Origin of the sequence: Paenibacillus chungangensis, from assembly GCF_042675905.1 — a bacterium.
GTDB classification, from domain to species: domain Bacteria; phylum Bacillota; class Bacilli; order Paenibacillales; family Paenibacillaceae; genus Pristimantibacillus; species Pristimantibacillus chungangensis.
Window position 1 is genome coordinate 1 of record NZ_JBHTJZ010000014.1, and the last position, 19,563, is coordinate 19,563.

The following is a 19,563-nucleotide window of genomic DNA, read 5'->3' on the forward strand; positions in this document are numbered from 1 at the left end:
AACAGGAATATCTCACAGAAGATGAAATGCTGCGTCTGCTCGCCTCACCTGACCGATCTACTCCAGAAGGCTTTATGGATTACATCACCCTGCTCGTACTCTACTCCACCGGCATTCGTGTAGGAGAGCTTAGCAACTTAGACATCGAAGACATAGACCTGAAAGAAGGCTGGGTTCACATCAGGGAAGGCAAGGGCCGAGACAGGCAAATTGCCATTCCAAAAGCAGCTTTGGACGATCTGAAGCAGTATGTCGGCCTGCACCGCAAAGCGAAGACCGGACCCTTATTACTCAATTTGCAAGGCACCCGATTGAAGCCGTGGACCGTGGCCAGGCGCATCCGCCACTACTCGGAGGTAGCAGGCTTGCAGAAGCCGGTAAGCCCTCACACGATCCGACACACCTTTACTGCCCATCTCATTCAAAGAGGCGGTCGCATCGAAGTCATCGCCAAAGCTCTCGGCCATAAGACGCTGACTGAAACTACACCCTATGCACATGCAGACTTTGAAGACATCCGAAAAGCCGTCAGCCTGCTGAGCAAAAACATTACATCTTCGTCAGGAGCGAAATCCAATGAACAGTGAATCCACAATTCAAGACTTCTTAGAATTTGCACAAATGGTCCGTGGCTGCCGTCCCAAAACAGCAGAGGCTTATGCCATCGACCTGAAGGTGTGGAAAACCTTCTGCTCTGTTCATTACCCACAGGTGGATAACCCCTCTAAAGCGAAAGTCGTTGTGGACTACATTCGTTATCTCCGCGTGGACCGCAGGAACGCGTCTGCCGCTGTAGGGCGTAAGCTCGCCACCTTATCCGCATTCGTAGATTTCCTCATTCTTATGGAGCTCTTGGATTCCAGAATGGATGAACGCGAAAAGTGGCCCAAGCTGCTTGATACACCCGAACGCCTGCCGGTTGTTCTGGACAACAAAGAGATGCAAAGCATTCTGACGATGCCTGACACTACCACGATCCTCGGTCGTCGCGATCGAGCCATTCTTACTTTAATCTACTCTGCAGGGCTGCGTGTAAGCGAGGTATGCTCGCTTAAAAAGACGGACATTAACCGTAAGGATGGACGCATTCTCATTTCTGGCAAGGGCGGCCGCGAACGTTATGTTCCGCTTGATCCGACCGTAGACGAAGCCATACAGGAATACCTCTCATCCAGATCCAGCAGTATTCCTGAACTATTCGTAAGCAAGAAAGGCGGAGCCCTAACTCCTCGTGCTATTCAGTTTATGGTCAAGAAATATGCCGAGGAAGCTCAAATTGACAAACAGGTCACACCGCATAAGCTGCGCCACACCTGTGCCACGCACCTTCTCCAAGAAGGGGCTCACCTGGTGTCCATTCAGAAGCTTCTAGGCCACAAGAGCTTAACGACCACCCAGATTTACCTACACATTACAATTGCGGACCTTAAGGAGCTTTCGAAGAACCACCCAATGCGTAAAATGCGCGCCCAACTCGGTCTTAGGGGCGACCCTGTGCAGTCCTTTCAGCCCCCTTACGGCATTAGAACAGGGACATAGCGAAAATTCACGAAATACTGCGGCTGGAAGAGGATTTCGAAGGTTTACCCACTCGCTACCCCCTAGAACGCTGATTTCGGCTGAAAATTAATATCGCTAAATTTCTCCAGATCAAGGTCGATCACCCATCGATATCCTTCTTTCATATACTGTCTGGCTTTCCGTACTGCATCATGCCCTCGTCTTTGTGGACGAAAACCGTAGCTGCACTCGGAAAACTGTGGATCAAACACTGGGTTCAACACTTGGGCAATGGCTTGCTGGATGAAACGGTCTGTCACGGTAGGTATGCCTAATAACCTGACTCCTCCGCCGTTAGGTTTCGGGATTTCGACCCTGCGGACGGGACTCGGTTCATAGCTTCCATCTTCTATCGCTTGTCGAAGTTGTTGCCAGTTTTGCAGAATGTGTTCTCGTAAGGATTTTACGGACATGCCATCTACGCCATGGCTACCTTTGTTGGCTTCGACACGTTTTAATGCCAATAGAAGGTTTTCCCGTGATAATAGCTCCCGAATCACCCGATACAACTGCTGCTAGACTGAATAGTAGACACAGATTACACTGATGAAAAGAAGTAGAATCGGAGGACTGTGTCGGAATGAAGAAACCACTATACGATGAAGCGTACAAGAGAAAGACAGTACAGTACGTGAAGGAAAACGGAAAGTCGGTGGCGGAGGTCNCGCGTCTATGACGTACCGATATCCGTCTTCTAAGTCCTGACGTATTTTCTGTAAGGCCATATGTGCGCTTCTCCCAGGTCGGAATCCAAAACTACAGTCCATAAATTTAGCTTCGAAGATGGGTTCCAATATGCTTCGTGCTGCTGCTTGTACAACTCGGTCTCCCACGGTAGGAATCCCTAGTGGTCTTAGCGTCCCGTCTGCTTTTGGAATGTACACTCTCCTTACCGGCCTCGGCCGATAGGTTTTGCTCTTCAGTGTCTGTTGAAGCACTTCTAGATGGTGTTCCAACTGCGATTCAAATGCCTTTATGGTCATTCGATCGATTCCTGCAGCCCCTCGGTTTCGCTTGACCGCCTTAAAGGCTTCCTCCAGGTTTGGTTTTGCCCAAATCTTGTCGATTAGGCTGTACCATTTTCGTTCTTCTTGCTTCTTTACTCCTTCACGAGAGTGATTGTCTTGCCCCTGCTTCCCCATGCTCGTTCTCCTTCCCTTTCAGTTTCATGGCTTGTAGCCTTTCGGCAATCTCCACTTCCCTGATGGTACTCGCCCCAGACGGCTTCTCCTTTTGTTCATTCCCCGGGTCTTCGCACATCGTAGCTCTCCGGCTCCTGTCTGGCACATGATCTCGCACAATCTCTCTTCTTCCACGGTTTCGGGCTTCGCACAAGTTACCGCCTTTTGAGTCGGTGCTTGCATCGGCAACTTTGTGCCGATTCATTTGCCTTTGCGGCCTTTCTGGCAAACTTATTCACTACTATCCCTACGTCTGACTTCTCACCATCCATAGTCTCCCCTTGACCTTCACGGCCTTGAGGAAGGGTTACCGCTTAGCGGAAACGATGAGATCTCCTTGGGTCACGTCATTCGACTTTCCCCCGAATCCAGTCCTCCTAACTCACAAGACCTAAGAGGGGTATTGGACTTTCCCTTCTTTGGCAGGGTCATCCGGTCTTGCCAGCCAACTTGGTTATGCCGCCTGTTCCAGGGTTTGCCTTCACATCCTCCGCACGCCTCCTCACGGACTACGCACTATGTGTCAGCTATGTACTTCCGCCACCTCGCGGTGTACTGGAGACTTTCACTCCTTAGTCGATGCGCTGCCAAGCGCACCAAAGTCGTGAATGTCCAATGACGATCACGCCGATCCCTTGCTCCACAGCCAGTTTGACGATCTGATGACTCGCCTTGTGGAAGATGTCTTTGATCCGGCGGTGACGCTTCAGGTGCAGACGTTCCAATCGTTTGGACGTAAACGCCCCTTCCTTCGGCTTCTTGCCATGACGAAGGATACCTGTATAAATCGCTTTCATCTTGTTGTAATAATGATTGATCTCCTTCTATGGAAAGGCATACACAAACCTTCTATGCAAGAAATGACATATTTTGATATAATACTAGTGTGCAACAGACTTGGGTAGGAAAGTATCGCCTCCAGATTGGGGGTGATGCTTATGCAATTTTCGTTGACAGAAGTGATCATGCTCGGTATGTTTTTACTGGCTTTACTCACTTATCTGCATAAACGAAAATAATCCGCCCAGGTTAGCGCCAAGGTGCGGATTATTTTCTCTAACTATTTGGAGGTTTCCCACCCAAAATGTTGTGCAGGGAGTCGGATGGCCGTCCGGCTCCTTATTCTTATCCTAATCATATCATGGTTGTTTCATTCATGCAATTTGCCTTTGGGGCGATTATGACCCTAACTTCTCATAGTGCACGGCTAAGCTTTCGTTTTAGACCAGTCCTGTTCACTTATGGTGTTAGCAAGATACTCACTATTCAAGTTGCCTTAAAAGAGATATATGATATCCGGATTCCATTCGTAAATTTGTTCCATTGTCACCTGGTTATTTTCTCCGCCCCATTCGGGACTTGAACCCTGGAGATAGCGTTCATGCTGGGCGCACATAAAAGGCATGAATTCAACGGAATGTCGAATTCATGCCCCACATGCTGCTTATTGACTGACCAAAATGTCATTATAAAGTTGCTTATCGCCATCCAGCTGAATGATTTTAAGCCGATTGGTATGTTTCACAAATATCGTCTTATATTGTTCCGCACCGTCTAGCTCGATAAGAAGAATACGCGTGCCTTCGTTGTCGGTTACCGTGTTGAAGCTATAGTCCTTCTCATCGAGATGCTTCATAATCGTATCGTATTCAGGCAAACTAGCGTATTGCCCATCACTTGAGCTTACGTTCAAGGGATCGGATACCTCAGCTTTAGGCTGGCTATTGGGAATTTGTTCTCCATTACTGGCGCATGCTGTCATAATGGCAGCTGCAGCAAGGAATGTGATCATTTTCAAGTACATAAGTTCTGTCATCTCCTGTTGTGCCTAACGAAATCAGCTTGTTGCTACTGATTATAGTCGCTCTGGGACAACTCCGTCAAATACTGCGGATAGCGCATCTGAAATACATGCCATTATTTGATCGTAAATTTCCCGACCATCTCCTGCAGTTCACCTGCCGTAACGCTAAGCGACTCTGAAGAGCTTGAAATCTCTTCCATAGAGCGGTACTGATCATTCATCGATTGCGATACCTTTTCTATTTGAGAGGAGGTTCCTTTAACAATACTTAAGACCTCTTGCATAGAAGCGGTAACCTGTTCTGTTCCTGCCGAAATCTGTTGCGAGGAAGCAGATATTTCTTGTATTTGGTCATTCACACTTTGTATGGATTCTGTGATTCGGTTAAAGGTTTCCCCTACTTTTTCTACCCGTTGTACACCGGAGGCGACTTCGACCCTACCGTTGTTCATAGAGTTTGAAGCTTGGTCAACTGCCTGCAGCACTTCGTTGATTGTATTCGCAACCTCTTTAGTGGCATTGCCTGTCTGCTCGGCCAATTTTTTGACTTCACCTGCCACTACCGCAAAACCACGGCCGTGTTCACCTGCTCTGGCCGCTTCAATAGATGCATTGAGAGCTAATAAGTTCGTTTGATTCGCAATATCAAATATAAGCTGAACGGTTTTGTGAATAGCTTGTGATTTCTCTTCAAGCGACCGAATCGTTTCAGCGGTGTCTTCAACCGATTTCGTCACTTGATTCATTTGCGATACAGCTACATGAACTTCCTGGTTTCCTCGGTCGACTTCTTCTACAGCTGTAATAGCCGCCTCTGAAGCGCCTGAAGCAGAACTGGCGATTTTCTGAATGCCTATGGACATTTCATCCATCGCGATGTTAGTCTGTCCTAATGCTTCAACCTGCGTTTCCGATCCCTTTACGACAAAAATAACAGATTGGGATATTTGTTCGGAAGTTTGTGTCGATTCCTCAGCAATGGCAGTAAGCTCTTCCGAAGATGCTGCTAATTGTTCTGAAGTGGATGCTACCTTGCCAATCAAGTTACGCAGATTATCATTCATAGCTTGTATGTGTATGCCAAGTTGGCCGATTTCATCTTTACTCTTTATGATAAGGGGAGCGCCGATCAACTCGCCGTTTGCTACCTGTTTCACCCGTTCCGTTACTTTCGCAATAGGTTTTGCGATTGTTCCGCTAATATAAATGGCCAGGCCAATAACAATTAAAGCGGCAACACAGATGATGAGAAGCAGGTTCAATTGAACGGATTTTAAACTTTCTAAAACGATATCCAATTGGATTGCATAGAAGAGACCGTAGCCCGTTTCTTGGATGGGGACTGTAAAATAAATTGTGTAAACTCCTAAACCAGACTACTATAGAAGTAGACAACGAGAGGCAGGAGAACACGATGGGAATGTTTACAAAGGAACAGCTACAGNACGAGCCGGAAATCGTTGAAGCGCAAGCGTTCAAGTCCGAAAATCATCAACTAAGGGAAATGCAAAAACGAATTCGTGACTTGCAAGAAGAGAATGAAATTCTAAAAAAAGCGATGCACTTCTTCGCGAAAGACCGTCGGTAAAATATGCGTTCATCCATGAACACCGCTCCGAGTACCGACTGGAGAAGATGTGCTGCGTGCTCGATGTTTCTCGCAGCGGGTATTACAAATGGAAGGATCGTCCTGTGAGTGAGCAGGCGCGTCAACACAGGGATTGGACGGATCAGATCAAAGAAGTGTTCGATGCGTCTCGTCAACTCTACGGCAGTCCCAAGGTCACCGAGAAGCTCCAGCAGCAAGGTGTGAATATTTCAACGCGAACGGTGACACGGATTATGAGCGAGCAACAGTGGCGCTCAAGAACCGTCAAAAAATACAAGGCAACAACGAACTCCAAACACAATTTTCCAGTGCAAGNTAAGTCGGCATCAATGACGTACCGATAGCCTTCGTCTAAGTCTTTTCTGATCTTCTGAAGCGCCATGTGTGCACTTCTGCCCGGTCGGAACCCGTAGCTACAATCCATGAACTTGGCTTCAAAGATGGGCTCCATTATGCGTCTTGCCGCGGCTTGTACCACTCGGTCTCTCACGGTAGGAATACCTAGGGGTCTTTGCGTTCCGTCTGCTTTCGGGATGTAGACACGACGTATGCGTTTCGAATGCCTTGATGGTCATCCGATCGATCCCTGCCGCGCCTCGATTGCGCTTAACCTCTTTAAAGGCTTCCTCCAGGTTTGGTTTCGCCCATATCTTGTCGATGAGGCTGTACCATTTGCGGTCTCCTTGCTTTGCTGCTTCACGAGAGTGATTGTGATTTCCCTGTTCCTCCATGCTCGTTCTCCTTCCCTAACAGTTCCATGGTTTGTAGCCTTTCGGCAATCTCCATTTCCCTGACGGTACTCGCCCCAGACGGCTTCTCCTTATGTTCATTCCCCGGTTCTTCGCACATCATAGCTCACCGGCTCCTGCCTGGCACATGGCCTCCCTCAATCTCTCTTCTTCCATGGTTTCGGGCTTCGCACAAGTCACCGCCTTTTGAGTCGGTGCCTGCATCAGTAACAGCGTACCGATTCGTTTGCCTTTGCGGCCTTTCCGGCAAACTTCTTCACTACTATCCCTACGTCTGACTTCTCACCATCCGTAATCTCCCCTTAACCCTCACGGTCTTGAGCTAGGTTTACCGCTTAGCGGAGACGATGAGATCTCCTTGGGTTACGTCATTCGACTTTCCCCCGATTCCAGTCCTCCTAACTTGCAAGGCCTATTGGTGGTATTGGACATTCCCTTTTTGCGCAGGGTCATCCGGCCTTGCCTGCCAACATGGTTATGCCGCCTGTTCCGGGTTTTGCCTTCACATCCTCCGCACGCATCCTCACGGACTGCGCACTACGTGTCAGCTATGTACTTCCGCCACCTCGCGGTGTACTGGAGACTCTCACTCCTTAGTCGATGCGCTGCCAAGCGCACACAAAATAGCGGCATAAGGGAGAACTCCCTTATGCCGCTATTTTTTTATTCTACTAAAATTATATAGAAATTACAGAATATCCTCTCCACCTGCAGCAAGCGCGTTGCTGAACTTGTTATAGAGGACAGGATGCTCCGGCACGGCGAACGCCTAAACAAAATCGAGCTTCTTTCACAAATGTAATCAGTTTCATCTTTTTGCCTCCACCTTATTTTTACAGCATGATAGGCTTCTCTTTATCAGCAATTATCTGAGCTTCCGCCTTCCGCAGCCGTTCCATAATGAACCTGCAGTTCAGCTCCTTTTCTTTCAAATCCTGAACCGTATAATAATACTGATTGCTTGCTTCAAATCCAACTTTGGAATCGCTAATGACAAGATGATAGAGCTGTCGAACATTATCACTTTCCTTTTGAACGATGTCCATGAGCTTGCGACAGCTCCTAAGTTTCATTTCATCGCGTTTCGAAGTCAGGTATTGGTTACGAGCCATTATAAACGAGATTTGCAAATAAGTGCTGTAGAAATGTAGATAAGCTGCGTTAGCTGCAGTCATCAGGTTTGCGAAGTCGTTCTTTGCTTCCGCAGGCGTCAGCTTTCGTGCCTTTTCCAGTAATCGAACCCCCTTCTTCCAGCCTGCTGACAGCTTCTTGAACTGCCTTGCGAATACGGGTTTCGGGTAATTGCCTCGCCAACCCTCGAGGTCATCGTACGGAAATCCTAACATGGATGCCGTATTGCCGGTCGGCTCAAGATGTAGCAGGTTTGCGGGCCCGTAGTTTTGCGGCGCGACATACAATACGTTCAAATCAAAAGGAAATTCACGGAATGCCCGGCTGAAAGCGATCGACGCATCGCCTATCTTTTGACCTGCCGCTCTGCCGAATTTGCCTTGGAGCAGGTTCTGGACTCCCTTCTTGTCGCCACCCTCGACTTTTGTATCGGTTTCCCAATAATATTCGGCTGCAAGCTCCAAATTGAGCGAAGGATAACTACCGAGCGTCCAGCTCAGCATCAATGCGCTGACTCCTGATTCCTTCAAATTTGCGAGATGTTCTTCCAGCAATGGAAAGACAGGCAGAAAGGGAACCGCTGAACATTCCCAAGTATTGTTGAGTTGCACCTTCGCCGCAACCCTCAGCCCTCGCTCTTTCGCCATCCGCCACATACGCTGAGCCTTCTCGCCCGGACCAACGTTGGACATCGAATAATCAATCACCTGATTCGGAATTCCGGCAATATTCGTTGGCAACGCTTCCTCGCTTGTACACATGACAAAAACATTATCCGGGAGCGATTCGATTGCTCTGGAATGGTCGCCCTCCGACCACCCCCAGTGGCCGCTCCACCCCCATGTCCAGCACAAAATTCGCGCATCGGGCTTTTCTCTGAATACGCCTTCCGCAATAAGACGGTTGACTTCAGCAGTCACTTCACTAGATGTCCTCAGGCTGCAGCGTGGACAATTCGTCCTTCCTCCGACAGCTCGTGAATAACAGTGCGTCCAATTTTCCGACATCGTAATGGTGATCAGTCCCGCTAATTCGGGCACCTCGCTAAACAGCCTTGATATAGCGCCGCTGAGCAATTTTTGGACATCGGGATGGGAGGTGCATAGCATCGCTTGGCCATCATCCTCTGTATGCCCCTTCCAATCCGGCTTGTCTGCGAAAAAGGCTTCAAGCATAGACCTGGGCTCGTTGCAGTATAGAAATACACCTATTCCATATTTTTTCGCTCGTTGCACAAGATTGCGCAATCCATCGATTCGTTTCTCCCAACCGACGGATAACTGTGGAGCCGCCTCCCACGGTACTAGGCTATATAGCACGCTTTGCAGCCAAACTCCGTTGATACCCATGTCGGACAGTCTCTCAAGCAGCTCGTCAGGATAAGGATCCAGTTCAGGCTCCAGCAGCGGATCACCAAATAGAGCGCCATAAGAATAAATAATGCGTGTTTCGAATTTCGAGTCCCGCCGGTACTCTCCTGTCACGATATAAGGCAACCCGCTTTGGCTCATCTGCTTTGAAAGCCATTGCAGCCCCCGCATCGCACCGACTTCATCAACGGCGATAATTGAGATATTGGTCGGCGTTACCGAGATCGTATGGCTTTCCGCTAAACGGGTATCATCAGGAACAATCGAAATGCGCATGATGTTTTTTTCAGAGGAGTCCTCCCCTTCATCTGCGGCATGTGCTGACCCCGCATCCTCGCTGATCATCCACTTGCTTCCCCACATTTGTTCATGTTCCCTAACGAATCGTTCCGAAGCCGATTGAAGCACGGCAGTCTCGTACGGCAACATTATCATCCAAGGCGCTTTCAGACTCACCTCGCCCGAAAGCGGTTTGCGAAATGGAATTCGTACGCTCGCGACTGCTTTTTTATATTGATTCAAAAAATCGAAAGGCTGTTCGCGCCGTCCGAAATCGGCTGCTTCATTTTCTTTCTGTTTCCCGAACTTCGCTGCAATCGTTTGTTTTATCCACCGAGTCCAGTCCCGCTCCTCCAACGTAAGCTCCTTATAGCGCACCGTCTCGGTCCAAGGCTTCACGCTTCCTAGCTTTATCCATAGGAAATCATCCTCTTTCAATGTGAAAGCAAGCTTCTCCTCCGTCCATTCCAGCAATTGCAGCAATTGCTGGACGGGAAGCAGATGCCAGTTAGCGCGGATAATCGTAATATATCCTCTTTCTAGCCATTTGGTCTCGTTGTTGACTTGCTGCTCCTCAAGTCCAAGTTCGGCAGCGACTTCCGTAATTTGAGCTTCGGTAGCGCCGAGTACTTTTGCTATGTTGGCCAGAGGCACCAAGCCCCAGTTACGCCAAATAACAGCCTGCATGCGCGTTGGGAAATGCGGCAATTGGATCGATGGATGATTTGGACTATCCTCTATATGTAAAATCACAATCCACTCCGTTTCATCGTATAAGTTAGAGTCGACCTTATTATTCCATCTTTCCTACCATAACTTCGCATCCCGTCTCGCAAGAAGCGACGATCGCATTGGCAACTTCAATTCCATGAACCGCATCGGCAAATGAGATAACGGCTGGATCCTCGCCAGAGGCAATACATCGGCAAATATAGGTCAATTGTTCACGCAAGCTCCCTACCGTTGCCCCGTGAAGCTTAACGTGAATATTCATATCGGGCGTTTGTCTACCTTCTCCGTTCCATATATGCAAGCCAGACTGGCTTGTTTCGAAATGCGCGATGCCGCTTAGTCCGATCACTTCAATCGCATCTGCGATTTCAATGCCCGCCTTGTCTGGCGTCAGCCAATTGCTGTGCAAAACGGCAATCGCGCCGTTTTCGAATTCCAGGTTTGCCCATAGCACTTCAGGAGAGGTTGCCCCGGATAACGTTCTACCATATGCTTTTACCTTAACAACACGGGAGCCGGCGTACCAAATAGCCAAGTCGATATCATGAATCATCAGTTCAAACACGGTATGCACCCGCTTAAAGGTTTCAAACAAATAACGCTCGCGGGATCGCTTCATATACATGCTGACAGGAGTTCCGATCTGGTTGCTCTGAATCGCATCTTTAATCGCCGCATAACGGGGATCGAAACGAAGCAGATGCCCCGGCAAAATCAAGCGGCCGCTTGCAGCAGCAGCCGCTTGCATCTTCAGAGCTTCTTCCGGCCGAGTCGTTACCGGCTTCTCGACAAGCACATGCTTGCCGTATTGAAGCGCTTTCAAGGTGGGTTCCAAATGCTGACTTTCAAAGGTTACGACACTGATCAAATCAATACTAGCGTCCTGAAGCAATTCGTTCTCATCGGAATATAGCCGCTCAATACCATACGTTTTCCCCGCTTGCTCCAGCCTCTCCGGCGAACGATCGCAAATGGCCACAACCTCCGCTTGCCCGAGCGCGCTAAAGGCTTCCAGATGGCACATTCCCCATCTTCCCAATCCGAGAATACCCACTTTCACTTTGTTCATTCGCTCTCTCTCCCCATCTACAAATTCGGAGGCACATCCAAGCGCTCGAAGCAAACATGCGCTTTCTCGATATGTTTCCATGCTTCAGTCAACAGGAATGTTCCATGACCGGGAAACAAAGCATCGATGCGAAGCCAATGCAGCTTGGCAACCGTGGCCGCATATTCGGGAATGACGCAATCCCACGTATTTTGAATAACTACCTTCCCACCGGCGAAGATCGAATCCCCGCTGAATAGCAGCCTCCTTCCATCGCGTTCAAGCAGATAGGACACATGACCCTGAGCGTGACCAGGCGTATCCAGCACCATAAGCGCAACTTTTCCTATCTCGATCTTATCGTTTTCCCTAACGCCTCGAGCAACTGGACAAGAAGGGATTGTATAATCTTCCGGGTATACACCCGCCCGAATGGCGGGAGGAACGCTTAGCTTCTCCAGTTCTCCATTGGCGAGCCAATTACTAACGTCTTGTGAAGAAATAACCCGCATCCCGAACCTCGTGTGGAAATAAGCAGCTCCGCCCGCATGATCGCCATGACCGTGCGTCAGCAGCAAATAGTTGATTTTGTCGGCAGCGATACCGATGCGTTCAATATTCCCTACAATTCGCTCTGGATTTATTCCGCCCCCTGCGTCAATAAGCGCATATTCCCCGTCACCGCAGTCCAACAGATAGACGTTGCAATCCATGGTATCGCTTGTTTGCGCGCCGTATTTGCCGCTCCCGACCAAATAAATCCCATCCTCGAGCTTTATCATAATGCTACATAGGCGATACATTCGATTTCAACGCACATGCCAGGGGGGAATTTTCCGACTTCAATCGTGCTGCGGGCTGGCGGCTCTTCTTTGAAAAAAGCCTCATAAACGCGATTGTACGTCTGGAACGCATTCAAGTCGTCGATAAAGGACGTCACTTTAACGACGTTATGGAGCGAGGTTCCGGCAGCCTGCAAAATTTCCTCCATATATTGAAGCACGACGCTTGTCTGCCGCTCCATATCCCCAGGGTACAGCACCTCTCCTGTTTCAAGATCAAACGGGCAAGTGCCCGCCACATAAACCATATCTCCCAGCTTTACGGCTTGAGAATAAGAGCCGCTCGGTTTCGGCGCTTTATTCGTTTGTATGATTTCTTTTTTCAAAGCTCTCTCAATCCCTTCTGGCTCCCATTGTACTTGCAAGCCAATTGATAATAAAACTCTGCCGCCAGCTCAACATCGGAGACGGGAACCCATTCTTCGTCCGTATGCGCCTGCTCTATCGAGCCTGGACCAAAGACAATAGAAGGAATGCCTTTCCAAGACTGAAGCTTGCTTGCGTTGCTGCCGTAGGATACCCCACGCAAGGATTGATCCGTACCAAGCTCTTCGGCAACCATCTGCGCAAAACATACAATCGACGCCTTATGTGGAGTGTTCAACGCAGGATCCAGCAGCAACGGTTCTACGGTTAACTGGATATCGTTAAGCTCTGCTCTTAACTCCCGTTCAAATTCGGATAACACTTGCTCCGGCGATTCGCCTGGCACGATACGACGATCAATGCGCACTTCGCACAGCTCCGGAACGATATTGATCTGACTGCCGCCGCTGATCGTACTGACAACGATCGTTGGGCTTCCGCACAATGGACTAGCAACCTCAGCCAGACCCGGCTCTACTCGCTCCCGTATATGACGGACAACATCCACCATGGCGTAGATGGCGTTATCGCCTCTGTGTGGAGCCGAGCTGTGCGCTGCCTTGCCATAGGTCTGAACGGCAAACCGGGCACATCCCTTATGCTCCACTACTATGCCAAGCTCCGTCGGCTCGCCGACAACGGCGCCCGAGATGGGAATATCCAAGGACATAAATGCAGTAAGGCCCTGGAATGCATACTCCTCATCGACTGAAGCGCAGAAGATAAGATCGGCATGAAGCGACTCCGGATGGCGCGCGCAGCGTTCCATCATATGGATCATACCCGCCAAAGCTCCCTTTGTGTCACAGGCTCCCCTTCCATATAATCGCCCATCGTGATGAGTAGGCACTAATGCATTCTTCATGCCGCCGAGCGATACGGTATCCATGTGAGCTTCAAACAGCAGCGCTGCATCGGGCCTACCAACCCGAATTTCTGCGATAATATTGTCACGCCCATCGGCAACAGGCTGCCTCGTTACCTTCAGCCCCGCCTTGAGCAGACGCGCTTCAATATATTCGGCAACGTCCCGCTCTCCTCGGGCATCCTTGCTGTAATGCGGATTAACACTTTGAATGCACAGCAATTGTTCCAAAATTCGTACGGCTGGGTGCGCCGCGCCTTCAACCGCCGATCTATCCACATGCTTCACTCCTACAACCAATTGATGTTATGATAATCCCAATCCTTGGATTCTTGTAAATCCTTGAACTCATTAAAAGATCGAAGAATATGTTTACGCATCACTTCCTCAGCAAAGTCCGGATCGCGACGCACAAGCGCGTCAATTAATTCGGCGTGCTGATCCACTTCCTTCTGCTTCGTAGACACTCTTCCTAATATTCGGCCGGCAAGCGAAATATGAAACGTGATGGAATCATAGCTTGCGCTTAGCCGGGAATGATTAGACAAGCGGATAATGCTTTGATGAAGCTCTACAGATTCCTGGAGCAGTGAATCAACAGAATCATCCGCCATCTTTCTCTTCATCTCTTCAAAGAACTGTGACATTGCCTCAATTTCTTCGTCGGTTGCCAGTTGGACTGCCAATCGAATGGCCAACCCTTCAAGCATGGAACGAAGCGAATACACCTCGAAAATATCCTTCATATCAAATGTCCGCACCATCGGCCCCTTGTTTGGCACAATGGTAATAATACCTTCCCCGGATAACTGACGAATCGCCTCGCGAACCGGCGTCTGGCTAATCCCGAGATCTTTTGCAACTTTAGTCTCTACTATTCGATCGCCAGGATTAAGCTCACCATCCAATATTTGCTGCTTAATATATTCTGCCAAATCTACGCTCATGCTTTGTTTTTCCAAAAACGTTCGTTTTGTGATCGGTTCCTTCATTCTTTAGTCCCTGCTTTCCATCGATATTTATATCCTATATGTTGCATTATACCTTATATATAAAAAGCAGAATAGGAACTTACACGATGAAAAAGGGAGCTTCGTTACGGCTTCATCAAAATTTTCCCGCTTGTCACCTTGCCTGCAACCAATTGTGCAAACGCCTCATAGCCGTCAGCAAGCGAACGAATTTCGGTCCAGCCAGTCTCGGTTATCCTCCCGGCAACCAACAAATCTACCGCGTCCTGAAAATCCTGACGCGAATAGCAGAAGGATCCCAGAAGCTCAATCTCATGGCGGATCAAATAGTTAATCGGCAATACCGTTTCGTCTATGCCCAGACCAATATTCATAAAGGTTCCGCCGGGATTAAGAAGTTTTATGGCCGATTCTCTAGTTGTCTGGAAACCGGCGGCATCGATAACGACATCGATTCCCTTGGAACCAAATGTTTGCTTCGTCCGTTCTTCCAGGTTATCCTCCCTAGCATTAGCCGTTTCCTCCATCCCGATAGCGCGACACATCTTTAATCTTTCCGGGTTCGTATCTACAATCATGACCTTTGACGCGCCAAGCAGCTTCGCTATCTTGGCGCAGAGCAATCCGATGCCGCCTGCTCCCATCACAACAACATTGGCGAAGGCATGTCGATCCATCGCTCTTCGAGTCGCCCGAAGCGAACAAGCAAGCGGTTCTGCAAGCGCGGCGCGAAATGAATTCATCGACTCAGGGACCTCGATTGCGGCCGCAACAGGAACAATAGCCCATTGCGCGAATGCTCCCGGCATATGAATGCCTATAATTTTTCTACTTTCGCAAAGTTGAGTGGATCCTTGGCGACAACGATCGCATTGTCCACAGAAAATCAGCGGATTAACAACGATTTTCCTGCCGATTAAAACGTCGTTCTCCTTATTTCCAACCTGCTCTATGATGCCGCAAAATTCATGCCCCATAATTAATGGCGGCTTGCGCAAACTGTTATGGCCCAAATAACCTTCAATTTCCGACCCGCAAATGCCCACGGCCTCTATACGCACAAGGAGTTCTCCATCCTCGGGTATGGGACGCTCCCGATCCTCCCAGATCATTTCCTCCGCCGCGCTCCATACTAATGCTTTCATTTGCGAACCTCCAATCTTGTGAACATGAATAATAGAATAGGGATTGTATGATAGGATTCCAGTCAGAATTATAGATACACATCAAGGATGACTATGCCGCGACCAGGAACTCGCACTTGAAATCCGCTGTCTTCAGGAGTAATAGGAACCCCTGGGAAGTCATTTTTTATAATAACCTTACGAATGGCTCGCCCCCAATCGATAGTGGCGGAAGCGTAGTTCATATTCTCGTTGTAGATGAACACTCTGCTGCAGCCTGCATCCGTTTCATAAGCCATGATCTTGAACTCGCCTTTTCCACTTTGTATTGCCGGTGTGTCCGAACTTTCAATGATCTGATCCACTATGCTTTGCAGATAGGCCATTGATATTTCGCGTACAGGCAGCGGATCTAGCCAAGAAGACGGATCTCGAGACGTAACATCCTCCCCCGCGTTTGAGTAGGCATCCGGCTCCGATCCTAGTAAAAACCGGGCCCCTTTGTCGTAACGCATAATGGCTGCCAGTTCTTCCTCAGGGAATAGATGCGGATTAACCACAACGATTGGACCGTTAATGAGATGCAACTGTTCAATACGAACGGCGGCGTAAAGCGGAACGCCTCTGGAGGATAGTTCATGGACGAATTTATGTGCCGTCCAGCCCCTTCCTCCGATATAATCGTTTAATTGCCGCTCAAATGCGCGATCCGACCAAACCAGACAGGCACCCCTCCATTGCTTGGGGTTCGCTTCAAAACCGAGTTCCCAACGCTTGTCGATCCATTGCCACTCATGCTTCTCAATCCCATCCGACAAACAGGCGACAAAACCGGATGAACAACGCGCCAATTCCCCCCTCTCATCCACAACAAACAAGTTGCTTAGTGAATAAATATCTCGTTCAAGCACTGTAGGCGCATGACGAAGGGCATCCCATCTTTCCGTCGTATCGTGAATAGAGTTTAGGCAGATCAGCCTCGCCTCGGGGACATATGCTTTAATCGTCAATAACATGGCCATAAAATCGTAGTAAGGCTCCATCTCTACTCCAGCCGCGCCAATCGATAACGAGGAGATCACCGTTTCCACAACAAATCCGTCTATCCCTGTATTTGCGATGCGCTTATAATCAACTCCGTATCGGTATAACGCTTCGAACGGATCCCTTGTCCACGCGGTATTAAACAACACTTTGCGTCCTTCGGCATGCATGGAGTTAACGATTTTCCTCCACAGCTGTTCCCAACGATCGGAATAAAATCCAATCCATTGCTCCCGCATGTTTTCCCATATCCATTCAGCGCGCTGCTTCAACTGATCCGGATGCCCTTCGCATAAAGGCGCAATAAGATTGGCCATATCCGGTGAAAGTGTCTCTCTGAATTGTCCGACCATATCATCGGAATAATCAGCGTCCGCAAGAGTGATTCGTGGACTGGTATAGCCATCCGAACCATGGTATCCGTCGAAGCCGTAATCAGACAACGTCTCGCTCAGCTTCTCAATAAAAAGATCTTCATAATAAGATCCATCCTTGAATCTCCTTAGCGGATTCAATGAACCGTAATATTCGCCATCCTTGCGAAGCTCACACAGATAGCGATGATCATCGCACCATTCGCTGGCTAAGATCTGCCCTTCGGATATATACTCAAACAGATTAAAGAAGCTGCAATAAACTTCAACCCGCTGTCGTTGCAGTTCCTTAACAAGCCCATGCAACTGGAAATTGGTCCATACTTGCCTCATCCGCTCCCGACCATAGGGACGCCCTGCATAGGAACAGCATTCGGGCGGAAGAGCCCATTCCCGCTTCATCCCTTGATGGGCATGAATAAAGTCAGGAGTAAAAAAAAGAATGGATAGCCCCTCAGGATGAAAGCCTACACGGCTCAAAAAATCCTCAACGCCATAATCCGGCAATTGGTTATCGAATCCGATCAATTCGATCCACAGCCATTTCTCAAAATGTGTGTTCATCGACATAAACCGCAATCACCTTCGCTTCCTTCGAGTTATTGCACGATCGCCGGATCAATGTTTCCGGTTTCCTTCCATTGCCTGCTGAGTTCTCCGACAAGTCGCGACATCCGCTCATAACCGTCCTTCGTAATGACAAAACATTCTTCAATTCGGTTGGAGCCATCGGGATGTCCAAATAAACTAATATCGGTATTTACTGTCATTCCAGGAGCGAATACGCCTTCCGTACTTTCATTCGGATAAGGAGACTCGGCTTCCGCGACGCCGCAGCCATGCAGCGGTGGATATAAGTCATATTGAGATACGTTTCGATTGCGAAAATGTTCTTTCACAGCCTTCACAAGCTCCGACTGTTTGCCTCCAGGCCGTAGTTTGGATATAGCAATGTCGTTCGCTTCAAGCAGAAGATCGATAAACTGCCGCTGTCGTTCGGATATAGTCCCCACAACAAATGGGAAATTAATAGTTGCGATATATCCTTCATATTGAATAGCGAGAGCAGCCATGACCATGTCGCCGTCTTCAATCCTTTTACCGGTCGCTCTTCCGATAATGGTTTCCACCCGTTTCCCGCTCGATACGAGACAAAACGGCACAGCTTCAGCACCTGCTTCAAAAGCCGCTTGATGCGCGGCAGCGGATAGCTCCAGCTCGCTTTTGCCAACTTCAGCGGCTGCTAGCAGCGCTTTATATCCGACATCGGCTATTCTTGCCGCTTCTTTCAAACACGCGATTTCATTTTCCGATTTCAAAAGGCGGCTTTCGCATAAAATCGCATTAGCATCCGACACCTCACATCCAGCGAGTCCGTCCACAATCGCCGCATACACTTGACGTGACATGGCGTCATCGCCGACAATGCCAACCTTGCGTACGAACGTCTTTTGCTGGATATCGGCAAATAAGCTTCCGAAACTCGTATAGTTGGCATGGGGATATTCGATATCATCAGGTACCGTTACGCATGCGAAATCCGGAATTAAAGATATATTCGGCCAAGCGCTCATTTCCTTGCAGACATTCTCCCCTTCAGGGGCTGCCAGTAAAATTGGCTCTCCTTCGTAAGGGACTACAAGCGCCCCGCGTTCGAACAACGGCCAGAAATTGCTAACATACCGTAAATTCTCACGGCGATATTCGTCTCCGTAAATAATGAGCAAGTCGAACTGCTCTCGTTTCATTTGATCTTTCATCCGGTTTATTCGATCCTTAAATTCTTTATGGGGAATTTTTATCATGTTTCGTTCCTCCTAAAGGATGATTTCAGGTCTGTCCGTATTTTTCAAAAAAGCTTCTCCGTAATTTACTCCGGCTTGCGCACCACGCATGAACGCTTTCCCTTCCAGTTGACGAAGCGCTCCCGGAACGACGGAACATTGGGAAGCGTAGGCTTTCATCGCTTCCAGTTTCGCTTCCAAAGTATCCGATATATCAACGATATGCGAAATTTGGTGAAGCAACTCGATCACTTCAAAGTAGTATAACGCTTCAGGCTTCCACGGATCTCCGAGTTCGAGCGAGCACGTCCAGCCCGCTTGCCAGAATGCGTCGGTCGCAATTGAGGCTACAGCCTTATGCGTGTTGTATTCTCTCCAGTAGTGGGTAAAAACGGCTTGAGGCCGATATGCGCGGATCGCCTTCATACAGATTTTATAGGTAACCTCGTTTGCCGGTATGGCGTAATCGCCGTAGTCGTAAGCTTCAAAATGAGAAATGCCTAAGATTTTCTGTACTGCCTCTCTCTCATTCCGTCTCGTTTCTACGATGCTGTCTTTTTCTGCAAGAGTAGGGTAACCCTCATTACCGTTAGCAAACATGACAACATTAACTTCAATACCAGCAGCGGTCATTCGTTTGATCGTTCCGCCGAGTCCCAGCACTTCGTCATCCGGGTGCGCGCATATGACAAGCGCTCGTTCAATATTTAACATGTATTGATCGCTCCAA

General features: G+C 48.7%; 17 protein-coding genes and 4 pseudogenes. 3 read left to right on the forward strand and 18 right to left on the reverse strand.

The window, feature by feature from the left end:
• Both ACFQ2I_RS12105 and xerA read left to right on the forward strand, forming a co-directional pair.
• Window positions 1-587, forward strand: a 587-nt coding sequence (locus ACFQ2I_RS12105; protein WP_377564508.1) for a tyrosine-type recombinase/integrase, incomplete at its 5' end; no start/stop codon positions are given.
• The gene (xerA, locus tag ACFQ2I_RS12110; protein WP_377564509.1) at window positions 577-1,539 is read left to right on the forward strand and encodes a site-specific tyrosine recombinase/integron integrase; all 963 of its coding nucleotides are present in this window, start codon (window positions 577-579) and stop codon (window positions 1,537-1,539) included. The genes ACFQ2I_RS12105 and xerA, both read left to right, overlap by 11 nt.
• 92 nt (window positions 1,540-1,631) lie before the next feature.
• Here the strand turns inward: xerA and ACFQ2I_RS12115 are convergent.
• From ACFQ2I_RS12115 to ACFQ2I_RS12140, 6 genes and pseudogenes are all read right to left on the reverse strand, one after another.
• A pseudogene (locus ACFQ2I_RS12115) lies at window positions 1,632-2,060 on the reverse strand (reverse transcriptase domain-containing protein); the annotation flags it as partial.
• A gap of 15 nt (window positions 2,061-2,075) precedes the next feature.
• Window positions 2,076-2,702, reverse strand: a complete 627-nt coding sequence (locus tag ACFQ2I_RS12120; protein WP_449290079.1) for a reverse transcriptase domain-containing protein — start codon at window positions 2,700-2,702, stop codon at window positions 2,076-2,078.
• A complete protein-coding gene (locus ACFQ2I_RS12125) occupies window positions 2,668-2,820 on the reverse strand; it encodes a hypothetical protein (RefSeq protein WP_377564614.1) in 153 nt (50 codons plus the stop codon). The genes ACFQ2I_RS12120 and ACFQ2I_RS12125 overlap by 35 nt, the downstream gene beginning before the upstream one ends.
• Window positions 2,821-3,337: 517 nt before the next feature.
• Window positions 3,338-3,565 (reverse strand): annotated as a pseudogene (locus ACFQ2I_RS12130) (transposase); the annotation flags it as partial.
• A gap of 620 nt (window positions 3,566-4,185) precedes the next feature.
• Window positions 4,186-4,545 (reverse strand): hypothetical protein, encoded by a 360-nt coding sequence (locus ACFQ2I_RS12135; protein WP_377564510.1) that lies wholly within the window; start codon window positions 4,543-4,545, stop codon window positions 4,186-4,188.
• Window positions 4,546-4,658: 113 nt separating this feature from the next.
• Window positions 4,659-5,843, reverse strand: a complete 1,185-nt coding sequence (locus ACFQ2I_RS12140; protein WP_377564511.1) for a methyl-accepting chemotaxis protein — start codon at window positions 5,841-5,843, stop codon at window positions 4,659-4,661.
• 203 nt (window positions 5,844-6,046) lie between these two features.
• Here ACFQ2I_RS12140 and ACFQ2I_RS12145 point away from each other — a divergent pair.
• Window positions 6,047-6,465: pseudogene (locus ACFQ2I_RS12145) on the forward strand (IS3 family transposase); the annotation flags it as partial.
• 65 nt (window positions 6,466-6,530) lie between these two features.
• Here ACFQ2I_RS12145 and ACFQ2I_RS12150 read toward each other — a convergent pair.
• The 12 genes and pseudogenes from ACFQ2I_RS12150 to ACFQ2I_RS12205 form a co-directional block, all read right to left on the reverse strand.
• Window positions 6,531-6,644: pseudogene (locus ACFQ2I_RS12150) on the reverse strand (group II intron reverse transcriptase/maturase); the annotation flags it as partial.
• Complete coding sequence (locus tag ACFQ2I_RS12155) at window positions 6,589-6,885, reverse strand: hypothetical protein (RefSeq protein ID WP_377564514.1); 297 nt, start codon at window positions 6,883-6,885, stop codon at window positions 6,589-6,591. The pseudogene ACFQ2I_RS12150 and the gene ACFQ2I_RS12155, both read right to left, overlap by 56 nt.
• A gap of 851 nt (window positions 6,886-7,736) precedes the next feature.
• Window positions 7,737-10,436, reverse strand: coding sequence for a hypothetical protein (locus ACFQ2I_RS12160; RefSeq protein ID WP_377564515.1), 2,700 nt, complete (start codon window positions 10,434-10,436; stop codon window positions 7,737-7,739).
• Window positions 10,437-10,476: 40 nt separating this feature from the next.
• Window positions 10,477-11,484 carry a Gfo/Idh/MocA family protein gene (locus ACFQ2I_RS12165; RefSeq protein WP_377564516.1) on the reverse strand — a complete coding sequence of 336 codons (1,008 nt, stop codon included), beginning with the start codon at window positions 11,482-11,484 and terminating at the stop codon, window positions 10,477-10,479.
• A 17-nt stretch (window positions 11,485-11,501) separates the two neighbouring features.
• Window positions 11,502-12,218 carry an MBL fold metallo-hydrolase gene (locus ACFQ2I_RS12170; RefSeq protein ID WP_377564517.1) on the reverse strand — a complete coding sequence of 239 codons (717 nt, stop codon included), beginning with the start codon at window positions 12,216-12,218 and terminating at the stop codon, window positions 11,502-11,504.
• Between the two features lie 23 nt (window positions 12,219-12,241).
• Complete coding sequence (locus tag ACFQ2I_RS12175; RefSeq protein WP_377564518.1) at window positions 12,242-12,631, reverse strand: RidA family protein; 390 nt, start codon at window positions 12,629-12,631, stop codon at window positions 12,242-12,244.
• Complete coding sequence (locus ACFQ2I_RS12180; protein WP_377564520.1) at window positions 12,628-13,815, reverse strand: M20 family metallopeptidase; 1,188 nt, start codon at window positions 13,813-13,815, stop codon at window positions 12,628-12,630. Before ACFQ2I_RS12180 ends, ACFQ2I_RS12175 begins: the two co-directional genes overlap by 4 nt.
• Window positions 13,816-13,826: 11 nt before the next feature.
• On the reverse strand, window positions 13,827-14,528 hold the full coding sequence (locus ACFQ2I_RS12185; RefSeq protein WP_262679074.1) for a GntR family transcriptional regulator: 702 nt from the start codon (window positions 14,526-14,528) through the stop codon (window positions 13,827-13,829).
• A gap of 104 nt (window positions 14,529-14,632) precedes the next feature.
• On the reverse strand, window positions 14,633-15,652 hold the full coding sequence (locus tag ACFQ2I_RS12190) for a zinc-dependent alcohol dehydrogenase (RefSeq protein ID WP_377564521.1): 1,020 nt from the start codon (window positions 15,650-15,652) through the stop codon (window positions 14,633-14,635).
• Window positions 15,653-15,720: 68 nt separating this feature from the next.
• Window positions 15,721-17,619: a hypothetical protein gene (locus tag ACFQ2I_RS12195; protein ID WP_377564523.1), complete on the reverse strand. Its 1,899-nt coding sequence runs from the start codon at window positions 17,617-17,619 to the stop codon at window positions 15,721-15,723.
• A gap of 29 nt (window positions 17,620-17,648) precedes the next feature.
• Entirely contained in the window at window positions 17,649-18,854 is a 1,206-nt protein-coding gene (locus ACFQ2I_RS12200; RefSeq protein ID WP_377564524.1) for a M24 family metallopeptidase, read from the reverse strand.
• 12 nt (window positions 18,855-18,866) lie between these two features.
• Window positions 18,867-19,547, reverse strand: coding sequence for a PIG-L deacetylase family protein (locus ACFQ2I_RS12205; RefSeq protein WP_377564525.1), 681 nt, complete (start codon window positions 19,545-19,547; stop codon window positions 18,867-18,869).
• Window positions 19,548-19,563 lie beyond the last annotated feature (16 nt).